This is a genomic window from Pseudoxanthomonas beigongshangi, from assembly GCF_016820515.1.
Lineage (GTDB): Bacteria > Pseudomonadota > Gammaproteobacteria > Xanthomonadales > Xanthomonadaceae > Pseudoxanthomonas_A > Pseudoxanthomonas_A beigongshangi.
The window spans coordinates 1-17671 of record NZ_JADHDV010000040.1; the positions used below are offsets into that span (position 1 = coordinate 1).

Genomic DNA, 17671 nt, shown 5'->3' on the forward strand with positions numbered 1-17671 from the left:
AACGGAACCCACGGACGGCATCCGTTCACCCCACGCGCTTGGATCCGCGATCAAACAGCACCATCTCGGCTCCAGGTTTTCACCGTTTTCCGGGAGGTTTCCCGGTATCGTCGCCGCCATGCCGCTGGACTCGTTCCATCCCGCCGTCGCCCGCTGGTTCGGGCGCACGTTTCCCGGGCCCACGCCGGCCCAGCGCGCCGCGTGGCCGGCGATCCGCGCGGGCCGCCATACGCTGGTGGCGGCCCCGACTGGTTCGGGCAAGACCCTGACGGCCTTCCTCGCCGCACTCGACGACCTGGTCCGGCGCGGGTTGGACGAGGGCGGGTTGCCGGACGAGACCGCCGTGGTCTACGTCTCGCCGCTGAAGGCGCTGTCCAACGACATCCACCTCAACCTCGACGCGCCGCTGGCCGGCATCCGCGCCGAACTCGCGGACATGGGCCTGCCCGACGTCGAGATCCGCACAGCGGTGCGCACCGGCGACACGCCGGCCGGTGAGCGCCAGAAAGTGTTCCGCAAGCCGCCGCACGTGCTGGTGACCACGCCCGAATCACTGTACGTGCTGCTGGGTTCGGCTTCCGGCCGCAGCATGCTGTCCAGCGTGCGCACGGTGATCGTCGACGAAATCCACGCGGTTGCCGCCAGCAAGCGCGGCAGCCACCTGGCGCTGTCGCTGGAACGCCTGCAGGCGCTGTGCGCGCAGCCGCCGGTGCGGGTCGGCCTGTCGGCGACCCAGAAACCCATCGACGCGGTGGCGCGCTTCCTGGTAGGCGCGGGCGAAGGGCCGGAACCGCCGCATTGCGAAATCGTCGACATCGGCTACGGCAAGCAGCGCGATCTGGCACTGGAGCTGCCGCCGACGCCGCTGGGCGCGGTGATGTCCAACGACCAGTGGGAACAGGTCTACGACCGGGTCGCGGCGCTGGTGCGCGAACACCGCACCACGCTGGTGTTCGTCAATACCCGGCGCATGGCCGAACGCGCCGCCCGCCACCTCGGCGAGCGGCTGGGCAAGGAGGGCGTGGCGGCGCACCACGGCAGCCTGGCCAGGGAAGCGCGGCTGGATGCCGAACAGCGGCTCAAGCGCGGCGATCTGAAGGTGCTGGTGGCGACCGCGTCGCTGGAACTGGGCCTGGACATCGGTGACGTGGATCTGGTGTGCCAGTTGGGCTCGCCACGCTCCATCGCCACGTTCCTGCAACGCGCGGGCCGTTCCGGCCATGCGGTGGGCGGAGTGCCGAAGGCGCGCCTGTTCCCGCAGTCGCGCGACGAACTGATCGAATGCGCGGCGCTGCTGGATTGCGTCCGCCGCGGCGAGCTGGATGCACTGCGGATCCCGATCGCGCCGCTGGACGTGCTCGCCCAGCAACTGGTGGCCGAGACCGCCAGCCGTGAATGGGACGAGGACGCGCTGTATGCGCTGGTCCGGCGGGCGGCGCCATATGCCATGCTGGCGCGCGAGGATTACGCGGCGGTGGTGCGGATGCTGGCCGAGGGCTTCAGCACCCGGCGCGGCCCACGCGCGGGTTATCTGCACCGCGATGCCGTGCATCACCGCTTGCGTGAGCGCAAGGGCGCGCGGATGACCGCGCTGATGTCCGGCGGCACCATTCCCGACACCGGCGACTACGCGGTGATCCTGGAACCGGAAGCGCACACCATCGGCACCGTCAACGAGGACTTCGCGGTCGAAAGCCTGTCCGGCGACGTGTTCCAACTGGGCAACGCCAGCTACCGCATCCTGCGGGTGGAACCGGGCCGGGTGCGGGTGGAGGATGCGCGCGGCGCACCGCCCAACATCCCGTTCTGGCTGGGTGAGGCACCCGGACGCAGCGATGAACTGTCGTTCGGCGTGTCGCGCCTGCGCGAAGCCGTGGCCGCCGCGATCATCGCGGACGGCGTGGACGCCGGCATGCGCTGGCTGATGCAGGAGGTGGCGCTGGACGAGGAAGCCGCGCGCCAGATCGCCGACTACCTGGACAAGACCCTGGCCGCGCTGGGCCAGGTGCCCAGCCAGTCGCGGATCGTGCTGGAGCGTTTCTTCGACGAATCCGGCGGTACCCAGCTGATCCTGCATTCGCCGTTCGGCAGCCGGCTCAACCGTGCCTGGGGCCTGGCCCTGCGTAAGCGCTTCTGCCGCCAGTTCAATTTCGAACTGCAGGCCGCCGCGACCGAGGACGCGATCATCCTGTCACTGTCGACCAGCCACAGCTTCCCGCTGATCGAGGTCTCGCGCTACCTGCATTCGTCCTCGGCGCTGGACGTGCTGATCCAGGCGCTGCTGGATGCGCCGCTGTTCGGCGTGCGCTGGCGCTGGAACGCCACCACCGCACTGGCACTTCCGCGCTTCGTCGGCGGCCGCAAAGTGCCGCCGCAGTTGCAGCGGATGAAGTCCGAGGATCTGCTGGCGACGGTGTTCCCGGATCAGGTGGCCTGCCTGGAAAACATCGTCGGCGAGCGCGAGATTCCGGATCACCCGCTGGTCGCGCAGACCCTGGACGACTGCCTGCACGAGGCGATGGACGCCGACGGCTGGCTGCAATTGCTGCGCCGGCTGGAGGCCGGGAAGATCGAAGTGGTCGCGCGGGACCTGCCGCTGCCGTCGCCGCTGGCGGCCGAAGTGATCAACGCGCGTCCCTATGCCTTCCTCGACGACGCGCCGCTGGAGGAACGCCGCACCCAGGCGGTGCAGAGCCGGCTCTATCGCGAGGCCGAATCGGCCGACGAACTCGGCAAACTGGACATCGGCGCGATCCAGGCGGTGCGCGCGGAAGCCTGGCCGCAGCCGCGCAATCCCGACGAGATGCATGAAGCACTAACCGGCGTGGGCGCCATCACCGCCGATGAAGCCGCCGACAACGCCGGCTGGCAGGAATGGCTGCGGGCACTGGCGGCGGACGGACGCTCCACCCGCATGCAGGTGGGCAACGGCGGCGCGCGGGCGCTGTGGCTGGCGACTGAGCAGTTGCCGATGCTGCGCGCCTTGTTTCCCGCCGCGCCGATCGAGCCGGTGGTCGAGGCGCCCGACGAATACGCGCAGGCCGACTGGCCGCGCGAGACCGCGTTGCGCGAACTGCTGCGCGCGCGCCTGACCTCGCTGGGGCCGGTGACCGCCACCGCGCTCGCGCATTCGCTGGCATTGCCGGTGAACGAGGTGGATCCGGCATTGCTGGCCCTGCAGAGCGAAGGCTACGTGATGCAGGGTCATTTCACGCCCGGCGCGCGCGAGGAGGAGTGGTGCGAGCGTCACCTGCTGGCGCGCATCCATCGCTACACGCTCAAGCAACTGCGGCGCGAAATAGAACCGGTCGAACCGCGCGATTTCCAGCGGTTCCTGTTCGACTGGCAGCACCTGAGCGAGGCGGAGCGGGTCAGTGGACCGGAAGCGCTGGCCGGCGTACTGGGGCAACTGGAAGGATTCGAAGCGCCCGCCGCCAGTTGGGAAGCGGACCTGCTGCCCGCGCGCGTGCGTGGTTACGCGATTCATTGGCTGGATGATCTGTGCACCGCGGGACGCACGCTGTGGACGCGGCTGCGTCCGCCCGCGAGCGAGGGTGGCGGGCGCGGCAATATTTCGTTGCGCGGCACGCCCATCCTGCTGTTGCCGCGTCGCCAGGCGCCGCTGTGGACGCGCCTGGCCCCCGCGCCGGTGGACGATGACGATTTGGGTTCGCGCGCGCGCCGCGTGGTGGATTATCTCGGCGCGCACGGCGCCTCGTTCTTCGATGAAATCGGCGACGGCGCGCATCTGTTGCGCACCGAACTGGAAGACGCGCTGGCCGAACTGGTGGTGCGGGGCCGGGTCCATTGCGACAGTTTCGGCGGCCTGCGGGCGTTGCTGGTCCCCGCGTCCAAGCGCGATGGCGGATCCCGCCATCGCCGCCGCAAGCCGATGTTCGGCATCCAGGACGCCGGCCGCTGGGCGCTGATCCGCGCCGGTGCGCCATCGGGCAGTGGCGAGGCCCGGGCCGAGGCGGTCGAACACGTCGCGCGCATGCTGCTGCGGCGCTACGGTGTGGTCTGCTGGCGGCTGCTCGAACGCGAGGCCGCATGGCTGCCGCCCTGGCGCGAGCTGGTACGGATCTACCAGCGCCTGGAAGCACGCGGTGAAATCCGCGGCGGCCGCTTCATCACCGGCATCCCGGGCGAACAGTTCGCCTTGCCGGAAGCCGTCGCCGCGCTGCGCCAGGTGCGCCGCCGGCCCGCCAATGGCAAGTGGCTGGCGATCGCCGCCACCGATCCGGCCAACCTGCTGGGCACACTGCTACCGGGCGAGAAGGTCGCGCGCGTGCCCGGCGCGCGCGTGCTCTATCGCGATGGCCTGGCGGTCGCGGTGCTGGCCGGTGGCGAAGTGCGCTTCCTCGACGGATTGCCGCTGCACGAACAGCAGGAGGCCGGCCGCGTCCTGCAACGGGTGATGCATGCCGGGATGGAACCGCAGGTGCCGGCGCACGCGGGATAGCGGCGGCCATGCGCCGCGCGATACAACATCACCGCCACGACGGCCTCCCGGCGGCTTGATCGCGATCAATTGGAATCCGCGCGCGATGCGGTACGGTGCGCGGGTCCACGATCCGGAAAGGCCCGATGCGCATCCATCCCCCCGAAGACGGTGGCCCGGGCCTCGGCCTGTGCAGTGAGGCGGAGGTCGTCAGGCTGGTGGAGACGTTCTACCTGCGTGTGCGCCGGGACGATCTGCTGGGTCATTTTTTCGAGAAGCGCGTGCGGGACTGGGCCGCGCACCATTCGCTTCTGGTCGCGTTCTGGTCGTCGTTGTTGCGCGGAACCCGGCGGTTTCATGGTGCTCCGGTGGGCTGCCACCTGGGAATGGCCGGGCTGACCGAAGCCATGTTCCTGCGCTGGCTGGCGTTGTTCCGCCAGACCACCGCCGATTGCGGCAACGAAGCGATGCGCCACGAGGCCGACGATGCCGCGCTGCGCATGGCCAACCATTTCTGGCAACGCTATCAGGCCAGGCAACTGCCCACAGTGGTGCCTTCGCCGTTGCCGGTGAGCTGAAGTGCGGCCGGTGCGTGAGCGCCTCGCGACGTCATTCCGACGTCAAGAACGCTTGTAGGGCGTCTGGCAGTTGGCGGGGACGCAAGCAGGATCGGTGCTGCCATCACCCTGGTAGACCCTGCAGGTCCAGCTCAAGGTGGTCGCGTTGGCGTCCAGCGTCGGCACCAGCACGACGGTCAGCGGCCCTCCCAACGCCGGTCGACAGCGGGCGATGGAGTCGCCCATCATCCGCACGAATATCTCGCCGCGCGCACTGGCGTCGACCCAGAAATTGTAGCTGCCGGGTTTGCCGCTGAAGGTCATGTAGGGCCGGTAACCAAGTTGCTCCGACGTCCGCCAAGGGGTGTGGCCGATCGCTCCGGGGCGCCAGCCGATGCCCTGCAACCGGTCGCGCGGGTTTCCCTCCGTGAAGACGTATTCGTTCACCGCCAGCTTGATCTGTGAAGCCGCGTTCAGGCCTTCGCTGAAGGCGGCGCGGATTCGATAGTCGCGATACGCCGGTAGTGCGAGCGCAAGCAGCAGTGAGATGACGGCCAGGGCGATCATCAATTCGACGAGTGTGAATCCTTGTGCGCGGGCGTTCATGAAGCATCATGCGTGACGAAATTTCGCAAGCATGATTGTGGGGTACGTCGAAAAATATCGGATTTGTCCGAATTTCCGGGATGCCACCTCGATGCCATCGAGGAGGTGGAAGGAGCGGCGAAATGGCGGCGTCCCTTGGGCCCTCATCGGTGGTTACCCGCTGCAACCTCCGCAGCACACCGAGGCAATGCGTTCGATCTGGGTCAGGCGCACCGGATGTCCGGCCTGTTCCATGATGAACACCAGTTCGATGTCCATCACCACGGTGGAGATGCGCAGCTTGCCCGCCTTGGCGTCCAGGTCGACCAGGCCGGCGGGATCGAATTCCTGCAACACCCGTTCGATGGTGATTGGATCCACGGACGGGCCGGGGAGGGGGATGTGGTATTCCATGGCGGTACCGACGGTCAGTATGGGAAAGGAAATGCGACGGTGAAAGCAGGAGCGCCGGCAAACCGGCCCCGGCGCTCCTGTCCCCGGCGAACTACTTGGTCACCACCAACTTGCCCTTCATCAAGGTGGAGTGGCCGGGGAAGCTGCAGAAGAAGTTGTAGTCGCCGCCGGCGGTCAGCTTCTTGCCGGGGAGCGTGATCCTGGTCTTCTGGCCGCCGCCAATCAGGGTGGTGGCGGCGAGCACGCGGGCGTCGCCCTTGGGCACGTAGTGGTTGCCCACGCCGGCCTTGATGGCGTCGCGGGCGATGCCGTCCATGTCCTTGGCGGCGGAGATGACCACGTTATGGCCCATCGCGGCGGCCGGCATCTTGCCGGTGTGGGCCAGCTCGATGGTGATCGTCGGGCAACTGGCCGAGACGGTGGCCGTCTTCAGATCGAACTTCATCGCGTCGTCGCCCTTCAGGCTGACGGTGCAGTTGTTGGCGGCCTGGGCCATGCCGGCGGCGGCCATCAGGCCCAGGGCGAGCAGGGAAGCGGAAACGACTTTCATCGGAAACTCCTTGGTGTGGTTGCGGGGATTCAATGGACAGGAGAAACGGAGGAGGACAGCGCGGTGCGGACGGCGGCGACGAAAGCCGGATCCGGTATCGCGCTGGCCACCTCGGAGCGGGCGAGGACGCGGCCATCGGCATCCACCAGCACCAGCACGCTGGTGTGGTTGATGCTGCCGTCCTCGCGCGGGCGGTAGCGCACGTCGAGCACGCTGGCGATCGCGCGGGCATCGTTGGCGCCGGGTTGCAGGAACCGCCATTGCGCGGGCACGCGGTGCCGTTGCGCGGTCTCGCGCAGGGCCTGCGGGGTGTCGCGGGCGGGATCCAGGCTGATCATCACCAGCTCCACGCGCGCGCGTTCGGCGGGCGTCAGCTGTTTCTGCACCGCCTTGCCGTTCTCGATGATGAGCGGGCACATGAGGTGGCAGTTGGTGTAGAACATCGACACGATGCGTGGCTTGCCGCGCAGATCCCGCCATTGGCCGGTGTTGCCGTCCTGGTCGGTGACCTTCGCGTCCAGTTGGTAGAGGGAATCGCCCGGCAGCGTCTGCGCGGCGGCGGGGAGGCCGGGCTGCAGAAGCGCCAGCCCGAGCAGGAGGAAAGAAAGGGGCATCTTCATGGCTGGCTCCTTGCGCAGCGGAATCCGAGGTTGCCGAGGGTGTTGACCGGTTGCAGGGCGGACAGCAGGGCGAAGCGTTTCATCACCCCGTAGTGCTGGCGGTCGTTGAAGGCCAGCGAGGTGGCGCCGCAATANGTTGAAGGCCAGCGAGGTGGCGCCGCAATACTTGAGCTTGTCGCCGTCGTCTGCGCCGCGCTTGTCGCTGTCGCCCATCAGGGTGGCGAAGTCGTCCACCCATTCCCACGCCACGCCATGCAGGCCGTGGATGCCGTAGGCGTTGGGCGGCGCGTCGCCGGCATCGATCGCGCGGGCGGTGGCGTCGTTGAGCAGGAGGGCCTGCCAGCCCTGGTCGGCGCGGGCGTCGCGCCGGTCGGCATCGGCGGCGGCGACGTATTCCCATTCCAGGAAGGTCGGCAGGCGCGCGTCCTGCGCGCGGCAGTAGGCATCGGCGGCGTACCAGCTGACCTGCACCACCGGCGCGTCCGCGTCGACCGCCGCGCCCGGCACGGTGGCGCTCTCCCAGTGCCCGAGGTAACCGGGACCGGCGAACAGCGCCGGCACCCGGTCCCGTCGCCATTGCGGCTGCCGTTCGACGAAGCGGGCGAAGTCGGCATTGCTGACCGCGCGTTCCATCAGGGCGAAGGCCGGGACGGAACGCGCGTCGCTGCTTTCCTCGTAGCGGATGGCCGAGCGGAAGCTTCCGCCCGGCACGTCCACGTAGCCGGGACCGCTCGCCATCGCCGGCGCGACGAGGCTTGCAAGCAACAGGGCGGGCAGTCTCCGGTACATGGGCATCCTCACGGGGTTTCTTCGCTTACTTGCCGGCAGGTTCGCCCTGCGGGTACTCCTTGCTGGACTGCTGGCCGGTGTAGATGTCGTGCTTGGCTTCACCGTCGACCTTCAGGATGCCCAGCGAGCCCTTGTGGAAGGTGCGGAAGATGCTGTGGTCGACCAGCACGAAGTTGCCCGGCACGTCGGCCTTGAACTCGACGATGGTCGCGCCACCGGCAGGCACCAGCGTGGTCTGCACGTTTTCCTGGTACTTGCTGCCGCCTTCCATGTAGACCTTGTCGAAGATCTCGCCGATGACGTGGAAGCTGGACACCAGGTTGGGGCCGCCATTGCCGACGAACATGCGGATGCTCTCGCCGGCCTTGGCCTGCAGCGCGTTGTCGCCCGTCAGCGATCCTTCCGCGCCGTTGAACACCACGTAGGTCGGATGCTCGTCGATGGCCTTTTCCAGGCTGAAGGGCTGCAGGCCGGGTTCGCCGTACTTGCCCTCGGTGTAGAAGTCGCCCTGCATCACGTAGAACTCCTTGTCCACCTTCGGCAGGCCTTCCGGCGGCTCGACCAGGATCAGGCCGTACATGCCGTTGGCGATGTGCATGCCGACCGGCGGCATCGCGCAGTGGTAGACGTACAGGCCGGGATTCAGCGCCTTGAAGGTGAACTGCGTTTCGTGGCCGGGCAGGGTGAACGTCGCCTCGGCGCCGCCGCCCGTGCCGGTGACGGCATGCAGGTCGATGTTGTGCGGCATGTGCGAGCTGTGGTGGTTCTTCAGGTGGAACTCCACCGTGTCGCCCTGGCGCACGCGGATGAAACTGCCCGGCACCGAACCACCGAAGGTCCAGAAGTTGTAGGTCACGCCGTCGGAGATCTTCATCTCCTTCTCGACCACTTCCAGGTCGACGATGACCTTGGCCGGCGTGCTGCGCGTGATCGGCGGCGGCACCATCGGCGGGGCGGTCAGGACCGCCTTGATCGGTTCGCCCAGCGGGGCGGAGGCATCGCCGGCAAGGGCGTTGCCGGCCAGCGTGGCGCCCATCGCGCAGGCGAGGGCGTAATAAAGCAGGGAGTTGCTCTTGCGCTTCATGGCGCGTTCCTTGTCATGGCCTTGGGCCGATGGGGGAACGTTAGTTGTCCGACCTTCGTGGTCGCCTTGATTTGCATCAATCGCCGACCCCGATTCGGCGAAAAAAGCCGGCAAATGCGACCCGCTTGACATGGATCAAGATCGCCCCCGCCTGCGACAACCTGACGCATCCCAAGGTTGGAGCGACTCCAGACAATGGCACCGACCTAAACGGAGTGTCGTGTCATGCGTAGAGATTGTCTTGCCGTCGCCCTGTCCCTCGCGCTCGCACCGGTTTCGATGGTGCTCGCCGCCGAGGCGCCGCCCAACGATGCCGGCCAGCATGTGCATGACGCAGGACCCGCTTCGCCCACCGAACTCGATGGCGTGGTCGTGGTCGGCGTGGCGCCGGCGATGGCGACCACCTTCGTCACCGATCCCAAACTGCCGCGCCAGCCGGTGCCGGCGAGCGACGGCGCCGATTACCTGAAGACGATTCCCGGCTTCGCGCTGTTGCGCAGCGGTGGCACCAACGGTGACCCGGTGCTGCGCGGCATGTTCGGATCGCGGTTGAACCTGATGACCAACGACGGTGCATTGAGCGGCGCCTGTCCCTCGCGCATGGACAACGCGATGTCCTACATCGCGCCGGAAACCTACGATCGCCTGGTGGTCATCAAGGGACCGCAGACGGTGCTGTGGGGCGGTGGCGCATCGGCGGGCACGGTGCGCTTCGAACGCGAGATTCCGTACTTCGACCGCCCCGGCGTGCGCGTCAACGCCAGCGCGCTGGCCGGCAGCCGAAACCGCAACGACCAGGTGGTGGACGCCACCCTCGGCAACTCCACCGGTTATGTGCGACTGGGCGGCAACCGTTCGGAAGCGGACGACTACCAGGATGGCAATGGCGACGAGGTGCCGTCGGCATGGCGCAAGTGGAACGCCGATGCCGCGTTGGGCTGGACGCCGGGCGCGAACACCGTGCTGGAACTGAGCGCCGGCACCGGCGACGCGCAGGCGCGCTACGCCGGTCGCGGCATGGACGGATCGCGTTTCCGTCGCGACAGCCTCGGCCTGCGCTTCGAGAAGAGCGACATCGGCGGCGTGCTGGATGCCTTCAAGGCCAACCTGTACCTCAACGACGTCGATCACGTGATGGACAACTACACGCTGCGGCGGCCGGATCCGTCCAGCAGCATGCCGATGCCGATGGCCAGCAACGTCGGCCACCGCACCTGGGGCGGGCGCGCGGCCGCGACCTGGCAGCAGGGCGAATGGGAAATCACCGCCGGCGTGGATCTGCGCGACAGTCGCCATCGCCAGCGCAGCGGCATGGGGCGCGGCACCTACCGGCTGCAGCCGTGGACGGTGGATGCGCGCTTCCGCACCTTCGGCGCATTCGCCGAATCGCACTGGCACATCACCGACAAGCACCACCTGATGAGCGGACTGCGCCTGGACCGCGCGCAGGTGCGGGATCTGCGTCGCAGCACCGGCGGGATGATGCCGATGCCCAATCCGACCGCCGGCCAGGAACGCCGCGAAACCCTGCCCAGCGCGTTCGTCCGCTACGAATACAACATGTCCGGGCGTCTCGGCGCCTATGTGGGTCTGGGCCACACCCAGCGCATGCCCGACTACTGGGAACTGTTTTCGCCCAAGCGCGGACCGGCCGGTGCGGCCAACGCCTTCGCCGGCGTCCAGCCCGAGCGCACCACCCAGCTCGACCTGGGCCTGCAGTACCGCGGCGAACGCGTCGAGGCGTGGGTATCGGTCTATGCCGGCCGCATGCAGGACTACATCCTGTTCGACTACCTGCCCGGGATGATGGGCATGGGCGCGACCACCCGCGCGCGCAACATCGATGCCGACATCCGCGGCGGCGAGGCGGGCGTGGAGTGGCGGCCGGCCGATGGCTGGAAACTCGGCGGCGCGCTGGCCTACGCCTGGGGCGAGGATCGCGCCAGCGGCAAGCCGCTGCCGCAGATGACCCCGCTGGAACTGCGCCTGTCGGCCAGCCGCGAATACCGGCGCTGGTCGTGGGGCACGCTGCTGCGCATCGTCGACGATCAGGATCGGGTGAGCACGGGGCAGGGCAACGTGGTGGGACGCGATCTCGGCCCGAGCGCGGGCTTCGCGGTGTTCTCGGTCAACGGTGGCTACCGCTTCAGCGACCGGCTGCAACTCACCGCCGGCATCGACAACCTGTTCGACCGCGCCTACAGCGAACACCTCAACCTGGGCGGCAACAGCGCGTTCGGCTATCCGGCCGATCCGGTGCGCATCAACGAACCCGGCCGCACCGCCTGGTTGAAGCTCAACTACCGCTACTGAGCGCGCATCGACACGAGCCTTCCAAGCACGAAGAAAAAAGGGGAACACACGCATGAAACATCTCATCGGCGGACTGCTGGGCCTGCCTTGCCTGGCCCTCGCGCTTCCGGCCATCGCCGCCTCGCCGGAGGACATCGGCGGCAAACTGATCCTGGATGCCCGCTACCGCTTCGAGCAGGTCGATCAGGACAATGCGCTCGACACCGCCAAGGCGCATACCCTGCGCACCCGCATCGGCTATCGCACGCCACGCTGGCACGGCCTGTCCGGGCTGGTGGAAATCGACGATGTCCACCACCTGGGCGCGGAACACTTCAACGACACCCGCAACGGCCACGCCGGCTACGCCACGGTCGGCGACCCGGAAGGCACCGAGGTCAACCAGGCGCTGATCCGCTATGCGGCGGACTGGGGCAACGCGCAGGTCGGCCGCCAGCGCATCAACCTGGGCAACCAGCGCTTCGTCGGCGGCGTGGGCTGGCGGCAGAACGAGCAGACCTACGATGGCGCGATGATCGAATTGACGCCGGGCGCCGGCTGGAAGCTGATGTATGCGTACCTGGACAACATCAACAGCGTGTTCGGCCCGGACGACACCCGCCCAGTCAGCCGCACCGCACCGGCCGACATCGAGGGCCACAGCCACCTGTTGCAGGCGCAGTACGCGTTCTCGCCGAACCTGACCGCGATCGGCTACCACTACCGGCTGGGCCTCGACAACATCGCGGTGGTCGCGGGCGCGCCGCTGGGCACGCTTTCCAGCCGCACCAGCGGCCTGCGCGTGCAGGGCAAGGCCGGCGGGTTCTCCTACGTGCTGGAACACGCCCGGCAGCGCGAGCTGGCGGGAAACCCGTGGCGGCTGGACAGCCGCTACTGGCTGGCCGAAGCCGGCTACCGCTGGCAGGACATCCAGTGGAAGGCCGGCTACGAAGTGCTGGGCGCGGGCGGCGGCGGCACGGGCAACCGCGCGTTCCAGACACCACTGGCGACCAAGCACGCGTTCCAGGGTTGGGCCGATCAGTTCCTGACCACCCCGACCGACGGACTGCGCGATGCCTACGCCGGCTTCAGCCTGCCGCTGGGCGGTGGCGAATGGCAAACCTGGTACCACGACTTCCGCAGCGATCGCGGCGGCGACCGTTTCGGCCGCGAGCTGGATCTGTCCTGGCGCCGCGCGATACCCGGCGTGAAGGGACTGGAAGGCCTGCTCAAGCTGGCGAGCTACCGCAGCAGTGACACCTCCCGCACGGTGGATACCGACAAGTTCTGGGTGCAGGTGCAGTACACGTACTGAGCCGTTCCGGCTTGACGTGGATCAATGTGTCCCGTGGCGGGGCGTGAGGACAATGCCGCCTCCTTCCCGCCACAGGACGCGGCATGGCCTTCCACGATCTGCGCGAATTCCTGGAGCATCTTTCCGCACACGGACAGTTGCTGGACATCGACGCGCCGGTCAGCCCGGAGCTGGAAAGCACCGCGCTGAGCCTGCGGGCCCTGCGCGAATCCGGGCCGGCGCTGCTGATGCACAACGCAGGTTCGAACCATGCGTTGCTGGGCAATCTGTTCGGCCATCGCCGCCGAATCGAGCTGGCGCTGGCCGGCCGGCCGCTGGCCTCGTTGCGTGAACTGGGCGAACTGCTGGCCAGCATCAAGGAACCGCGCTGGCCCGGCAATCTGCGCAGCGCGCTGTCCGACTGGCCGGGGCTGGCGCAACTGGCCTACGTCGCGCCGCGGGTGGTCGACGCCGCCGCGTTCAACGAACAGGTGCTGGAAGGCGGGGACGTCGATCTGGGACGCCTGCCGATCCAGCGCTGCTGGCCGGAAGACGTCGATCGCCTGATCACCTTCGGCCTGGTGATTACCCGCGGCATCCATCAGCAGCGGCAGAACGTGGCGATCTACCGGCAACAGGTGATCGGCCGCAACCGGGTGATCATGCGCTGGCTGCCGCATCGCGGCGGCGCGCTCGATTACGCCAGCTGGCAGGCCGCGCATCCGGAGAAGCCCTTTCCGGTGCTGGTCGCGATCGGCGCCGATCCGGCCACGCTGCTGGCGGCGGTGGCGCCGGTGCCGGACACGCTGTCGGAATACGAATTCGCTGGCCTGCTGCGGGCCGCGCGCACGCGGGTCTGGCGCAGCGCGTTGACCGGCCTGGATGCGCCGGCGGGCGCGGAAATCCTGCTGGAGGGTTTCATCCATCCCGGCGACACCGCGCTGGAAGGCCCGTTCGGCGATCACACCGGCTACTACAACGCGCAGGCGCACTTCCCGGTGCTCACCATCGAGCGCATGCGCCTGCGTCGCGACGCCATCTACCACGGCAGCTACATGGGGCGGGCGCCGTTCGACGAACCGTCGGTGCTGTCGATGGCGCTGAACGACATCTTCGTGCCGATCCTGCGCAAGGTGTTCCCGGAGATCGTGGACTTCTACCTGCCGCCGGAGGCGTGCTCGTACCGGGTGGCGGTGGTCAGCATCCGCAAGCAGTACGCCGGACACGCACGGCGGGTGATGATGGGCATCTGGTCCTACCTTCGCCAGTTCACCTACACCAAGTTCGTCATCGTCACCGACGAGGACATCGACGTGCGCGACTGGGCGCAGGTGATCTGGGCGGTGTCCACCCGGGTGGATCCGGCGCGCGACAGCATGCTGGTGGAGAACACGCCGATCGACTACCTGGATTTCGCCACCCCGGTCTCGGGCGTGGGCTCCAAGCTCGGCCTGGACGCGACCCGAAAATGGGCCGGCGAGAGCGCGCGCGAATGGGGGCGCCCGATCACCCTGGATCCGCAGGTCGAGCAGCGCGTGGATGCATTGTGGCGGCAGGTATGCCGGACCGCCGCCGCCGAGGCTGGAAATCCCGACGCGAACCAGGTCGAAGCCGGCATCGAAGCGGTCTCCGCGTGGACGCCGCGTCCCGTGCCTTCCGCCGACTGGAGAACTCCCTGATGCAACTGGTATGTCCCGCCGGCAACCTGCCGGCGCTGAAGGCCGCCATCGACGCCGGCGCCGACGCGGTCTACGCGGGCTTCCGCGACCAGACCAACGCGCGCGCGTTTCCCGGCCTGAACTTCGACGACGCCGAGATGCGCGAAGGCATCGCCTATGCGCATGCGCGCGGACGCCAGGTGTACCTGGCGCTGAACACGTACCCGGACAGCGCGCGGCTGCCGCAATGGCGGCATGCGGTGGATCAGGCGGCCGCGTTCGGCGCCGACGCCATCATCGCCGCCGAGATGGCGGTGCTGCACTACGCGTCGCGGCAACACCCCGGGCTGGCGAGGCATCTGTCGGTGCAGGGTTCGGCGACCACCGCCGCGGCGTTGCGCTATGCGCACGAGCGCTTCGGCATCGCCCGCGCGGTATTGCCGCGCGTGCTGTCGGTGCAGCAGGTCGAGCGACTGTGCCAGGCCTCGCCGGTGCCGCTGGAGGTGTTCGCGTTCGGCAGCCTGTGCATCATGGTGGAGGGACGCTGCCAGCTGTCCAGCTACGTCACCGGGGTGTCGCCGAATCGCCACGGCGTGTGTTCGCCGGCCAGCTTCGTGCGCTGGGAGGAACATCCGGACCAGGGACGCAGCGTGCGCCTGAACGGCATGCTCATCGATCGTTTCGGCGCGACCGAGCCGGCCGGCTATCCCACCGTGTGCAAGGGGCGCTACGCCGTCGGCGGCGAGATCTTCCATGCACTGGAGGAACCCACCAGCCTCAACACCCTGGAATTGCTGCCGCGCCTGGCCGAGGCTGGCGTGGCGGCGCTGAAGATCGAGGGCCGGCAGCGCGGTGCGGCGTACGTGCGCACCGTGACCCGGGTCTGGCGCGAGGCCATCGACGCGCAGGCGCGCGCGCCGGCCGACTGGCGCCTGCGCGAGGACTGGCAGGCCGATCTTTCCGCCCACGCCGAGGGCCAGCAGACCACCCTCGGCCCCTATCACCGCGCCTGGCATTGACGATGAAACTCAGTCTTGGACCATTGCAGTATTTCTGGCCGCGCGAGCGCGTGCTGGCCTTCTACCGCGAGGCCGCGCGGTGGCCGCTGGACATCCTCTATCTCGGCGAGACCGTGTGCAGCAAGCGCCGCGAACTGCGCACCCGCGACTGGCTGGCGCTGGCCGAGGAACTGGCCGGCAGCGGCAAGCAGATCGTGCTGTCGTCGCTGGCCCTGATCGAGGCCGAGTCCGAACTGTCGACGGTGGTGCGACTGGCGGAGAACGGCGCGTTCCTGCTGGAAGCCAACGATCTGTCCGCCGTGCAGGTCTGCCGCGAGCGCGGCCTGCCGTTCGTGGCCGGACCCACGCTGAATGTCTACAACCACGTCGCCCTTGGCCTGCTGATCGAGGACGGGCTGATGCGCTGGGTGCCGGGCGTGGAGCAGGGGCGCCGGTTGCTGGAGGAACTGCGCGCGGGGATGGTGGAGCAGGGCACGCCGATGCCGGAGCTGGAAATCATGGCCTGGGGGCGCCTGCCGCTGGCCTGGTCGGCGCGCTGCTTCACCGCACGCGCCTACGACGTGCCCAAGGACGACTGCGGTTTCCGCTGCATCGAGCATCCCGACGGATTGCCGCTGGGTACCCGCGAAGGCGAGGCGTTCATGGTGATCAACGGCATCCAGGTGCAGGGCATGGAGATCGTCGACATGGCGCCCGAGCGCGACGAGCTGATTGCCTGCGGCGTGGACATCCTGCGGCTGTCGCCCGCGCAGGACGACATGGCGGCGGTGGTGGATCATTTCCACCGGATGCTGCGCACGCCACTGCCGCCGCCACGGTTGGGGGCGCGCAACGGCTACTGGCATGGAAAACCCGGACGCGCGTCGCTGGCGGCGCCGGAACCGGCCTGAAGGCGGATGTCGAACGAAGCGGCGGGAGTCATCCCGCCGCTTTCGCATGCCACGAATTCGAATGACAGGTGCGGCGCGGTTCAGTCGACCGGCGCGTCGCTCCGGTAATGCGCGCCCAGGCTGCGCGTCCGCGCCAGCGCCGCGTCCAGGATCTGCGTGACCAGTTCGCCCTGCCAGCTGCCAGCAAGGCCGGCATCGCGCGCCAGTTCCTCACGCGCCTCGCGCATGACCGCTCCGTCGCGCACCGGTCCCAGCGCGCGCCAGGTCAGTGCGCGCAGTTCGAGCAGCGCCGCCGTGTCGGCGGAGCGTCCGCGCACCACCCAGCGGCCGTGTTCGGTGAGCAGATGCCGATGGATGCCGGCCAGCGACTGGCCCAGGCGGCGGCCGTAGACCACGCCCTCCAGCAGCGAATTGCTGGCCAGCCGGTTGGCGCCATGCACGCCGTTGCAGGCGGCCTCGCCAACCGCGTACAGGCCTTCCACCGCGGTGCGCCCGTCCAGATCCGCGGCGATGCCGCCCATGTGGAAGTGCGCGGCGGGGGTTACCGGGATGCGTTGCACCCGCGGATCGATGCCGTGCGCGCGGCACAGCGCGTACACGGTGGGGAACTGCAGCAGCCAGGTCTCGTGCAGGTGGGTGGCATCCAGCCAGATGCGCTGGCCGGCCTGTTGCGCCTGCCACACTTGCCGGGCCACCACGTCGCGGGGCGCGAGATCGCCCAGCGGATGGCGCTCGGCCATGATCGGGGCGCCGTCGTCGTCGTACAGGCGCGCGCCGGCGCCGCGCAGCGCTTCGGTGATCAGCGGCAGCGCGCCGTTGACCCGGACCGACAGTGCGGTGGGATGGAACTGGACGAACTCCAAGTCGCGCGCCTGCGCGCCGGCGGCGAGCGCCAGCGCAAGCCCATTGCCGTCGGCGCCGGAGGGATTGGTGCTGGCCGCGAACAGCGCGCCGCAGCCACCGGTGGCGAGCACCAGTTCGGCGCAGTCGATGTCCTCGCTGCGGCCTTCATCCGGCCAGGCGATGCGCAGTCCGCTGACGCCATGGTCGCCGATCCGCAGCGCGTCCAGCATCGCCGGTGGACGCCAGTCGATATGCGGCGCGTTCTGCGCCGCGCGGATCAGCGCCAGCAGCAGCGAGGCGCCGCTGGCGTCGCCACCGGCATGGACGATGCGGTTGCGCCGATGCCCGCCTTCGCGACCCAGCAGGAAGCGCGTGCCTTCCAGGTCGAAGGGAACCCCCTGCGCCTGCAGCCAGCGCACCGCCATCACCGCGTTGTCGACCAGGTAGCGGACCGCGTCGTAGTCGTTGTGATCGGCGCCGGCGGCCAGGGTGTCGTGCGCATGCGCGTCGGCGCTGTCGCCGCTGTCCAGCGCCGCGGCGATGCCGCCCTGGGCCAGCGCGGTGCAACAGTCGATGCCGGCTGGCGCGCGTCCCAGCAACAGCACCTTGCGCGGCGCGGCCGACAGCGCGGTCGC

The 17671-nt window shown here is 68.8% G+C and carries 13 protein-coding genes; 7 read left to right on the forward strand and 6 right to left on the reverse strand.

Annotation, left to right across the window (positions count from 1 at the left end; genetic code table 11):
- The first annotated feature begins 118 nt into the window (after positions 1 to 118).
- Positions 119 to 4462, forward strand: a complete 4344-nt coding sequence (locus IQ458_RS18550; RefSeq protein ID WP_203323749.1) for a DEAD/DEAH box helicase — start codon at positions 119 to 121, stop codon at positions 4460 to 4462.
- A 125-nt stretch (positions 4463 to 4587) separates the two neighbouring features.
- A complete protein-coding gene (locus IQ458_RS18555) occupies positions 4588 to 5019 on the forward strand; it encodes a group III truncated hemoglobin (RefSeq protein WP_203323750.1) in 432 nt (143 codons plus the stop codon).
- Between the two features lie 42 nt (positions 5020 to 5061).
- Here the strand turns inward: IQ458_RS18555 and IQ458_RS18560 are convergent, their stop codons facing one another.
- From IQ458_RS18560 to nirK, 5 genes are all read right to left on the reverse strand, one after another.
- Positions 5062 to 5604, reverse strand: a complete 543-nt coding sequence (locus tag IQ458_RS18560) for a pilin (protein ID WP_203323751.1) — start codon at positions 5602 to 5604, stop codon at positions 5062 to 5064.
- A gap of 153 nt (positions 5605 to 5757) precedes the next feature.
- Positions 5758 to 5997: a hypothetical protein gene (locus tag IQ458_RS18565; protein ID WP_192198641.1), complete on the reverse strand. Its 240-nt coding sequence runs from the start codon at positions 5995 to 5997 to the stop codon at positions 5758 to 5760.
- Positions 5998 to 6088: 91 nt separating this feature from the next.
- Complete coding sequence (gene azu, locus IQ458_RS18570; RefSeq protein WP_183636511.1) at positions 6089 to 6547, reverse strand: azurin; 459 nt, start codon at positions 6545 to 6547, stop codon at positions 6089 to 6091.
- 29 nt (positions 6548 to 6576) lie between these two features.
- Positions 6577 to 7962 (reverse strand): SUMF1/EgtB/PvdO family nonheme iron enzyme, encoded by a 1386-nt coding sequence (locus tag IQ458_RS19710; RefSeq protein ID WP_425504720.1) that lies wholly within the window; start codon positions 7960 to 7962, stop codon positions 6577 to 6579.
- Between the two features lie 19 nt (positions 7963 to 7981).
- The gene (nirK, locus tag IQ458_RS18585; protein ID WP_235997000.1) at positions 7982 to 9040 is read right to left on the reverse strand and encodes a copper-containing nitrite reductase; all 1059 of its coding nucleotides are present in this window, start codon (positions 9038 to 9040) and stop codon (positions 7982 to 7984) included.
- A gap of 225 nt (positions 9041 to 9265) precedes the next feature.
- Here nirK and IQ458_RS18590 point away from each other — a divergent pair, with 225 nt between their 5' ends.
- The 5 genes from IQ458_RS18590 (at position 9266) to IQ458_RS18610 (ending at position 16193) form a co-directional block, all read left to right on the forward strand.
- Positions 9266 to 11353 (forward strand): TonB-dependent copper receptor, encoded by a 2088-nt coding sequence (locus tag IQ458_RS18590; RefSeq protein WP_203323753.1) that lies wholly within the window; start codon positions 9266 to 9268, stop codon positions 11351 to 11353.
- A 52-nt stretch (positions 11354 to 11405) separates the two neighbouring features.
- Positions 11406 to 12647, forward strand: a complete 1242-nt coding sequence (locus IQ458_RS18595) for an alginate export family protein (protein WP_203323754.1) — start codon at positions 11406 to 11408, stop codon at positions 12645 to 12647.
- Between the two features lie 83 nt (positions 12648 to 12730).
- A complete protein-coding gene (locus IQ458_RS18600; protein ID WP_203323755.1) occupies positions 12731 to 14305 on the forward strand; it encodes a UbiD family decarboxylase in 1575 nt (524 codons plus the stop codon).
- On the forward strand, positions 14305 to 15303 hold the full coding sequence (gene ubiU, locus IQ458_RS18605) for a ubiquinone anaerobic biosynthesis protein UbiU (RefSeq protein ID WP_183636496.1): 999 nt from the start codon (positions 14305 to 14307) through the stop codon (positions 15301 to 15303). Before IQ458_RS18600 ends, ubiU begins: the two co-directional genes overlap by 1 nt.
- Positions 15304 to 15305: 2 nt before the next feature.
- The gene (locus IQ458_RS18610; RefSeq protein WP_203323756.1) at positions 15306 to 16193 is read left to right on the forward strand and encodes a U32 family peptidase; all 888 of its coding nucleotides are present in this window, start codon (positions 15306 to 15308) and stop codon (positions 16191 to 16193) included.
- A gap of 80 nt (positions 16194 to 16273) precedes the next feature.
- Here the strand turns inward: IQ458_RS18610 and IQ458_RS18615 are convergent.
- Positions 16274 to 17671: L-aspartate oxidase (locus IQ458_RS18615; protein ID WP_203323757.1), on the reverse strand; the 1398-nt coding region annotated here is incomplete at its 5' end.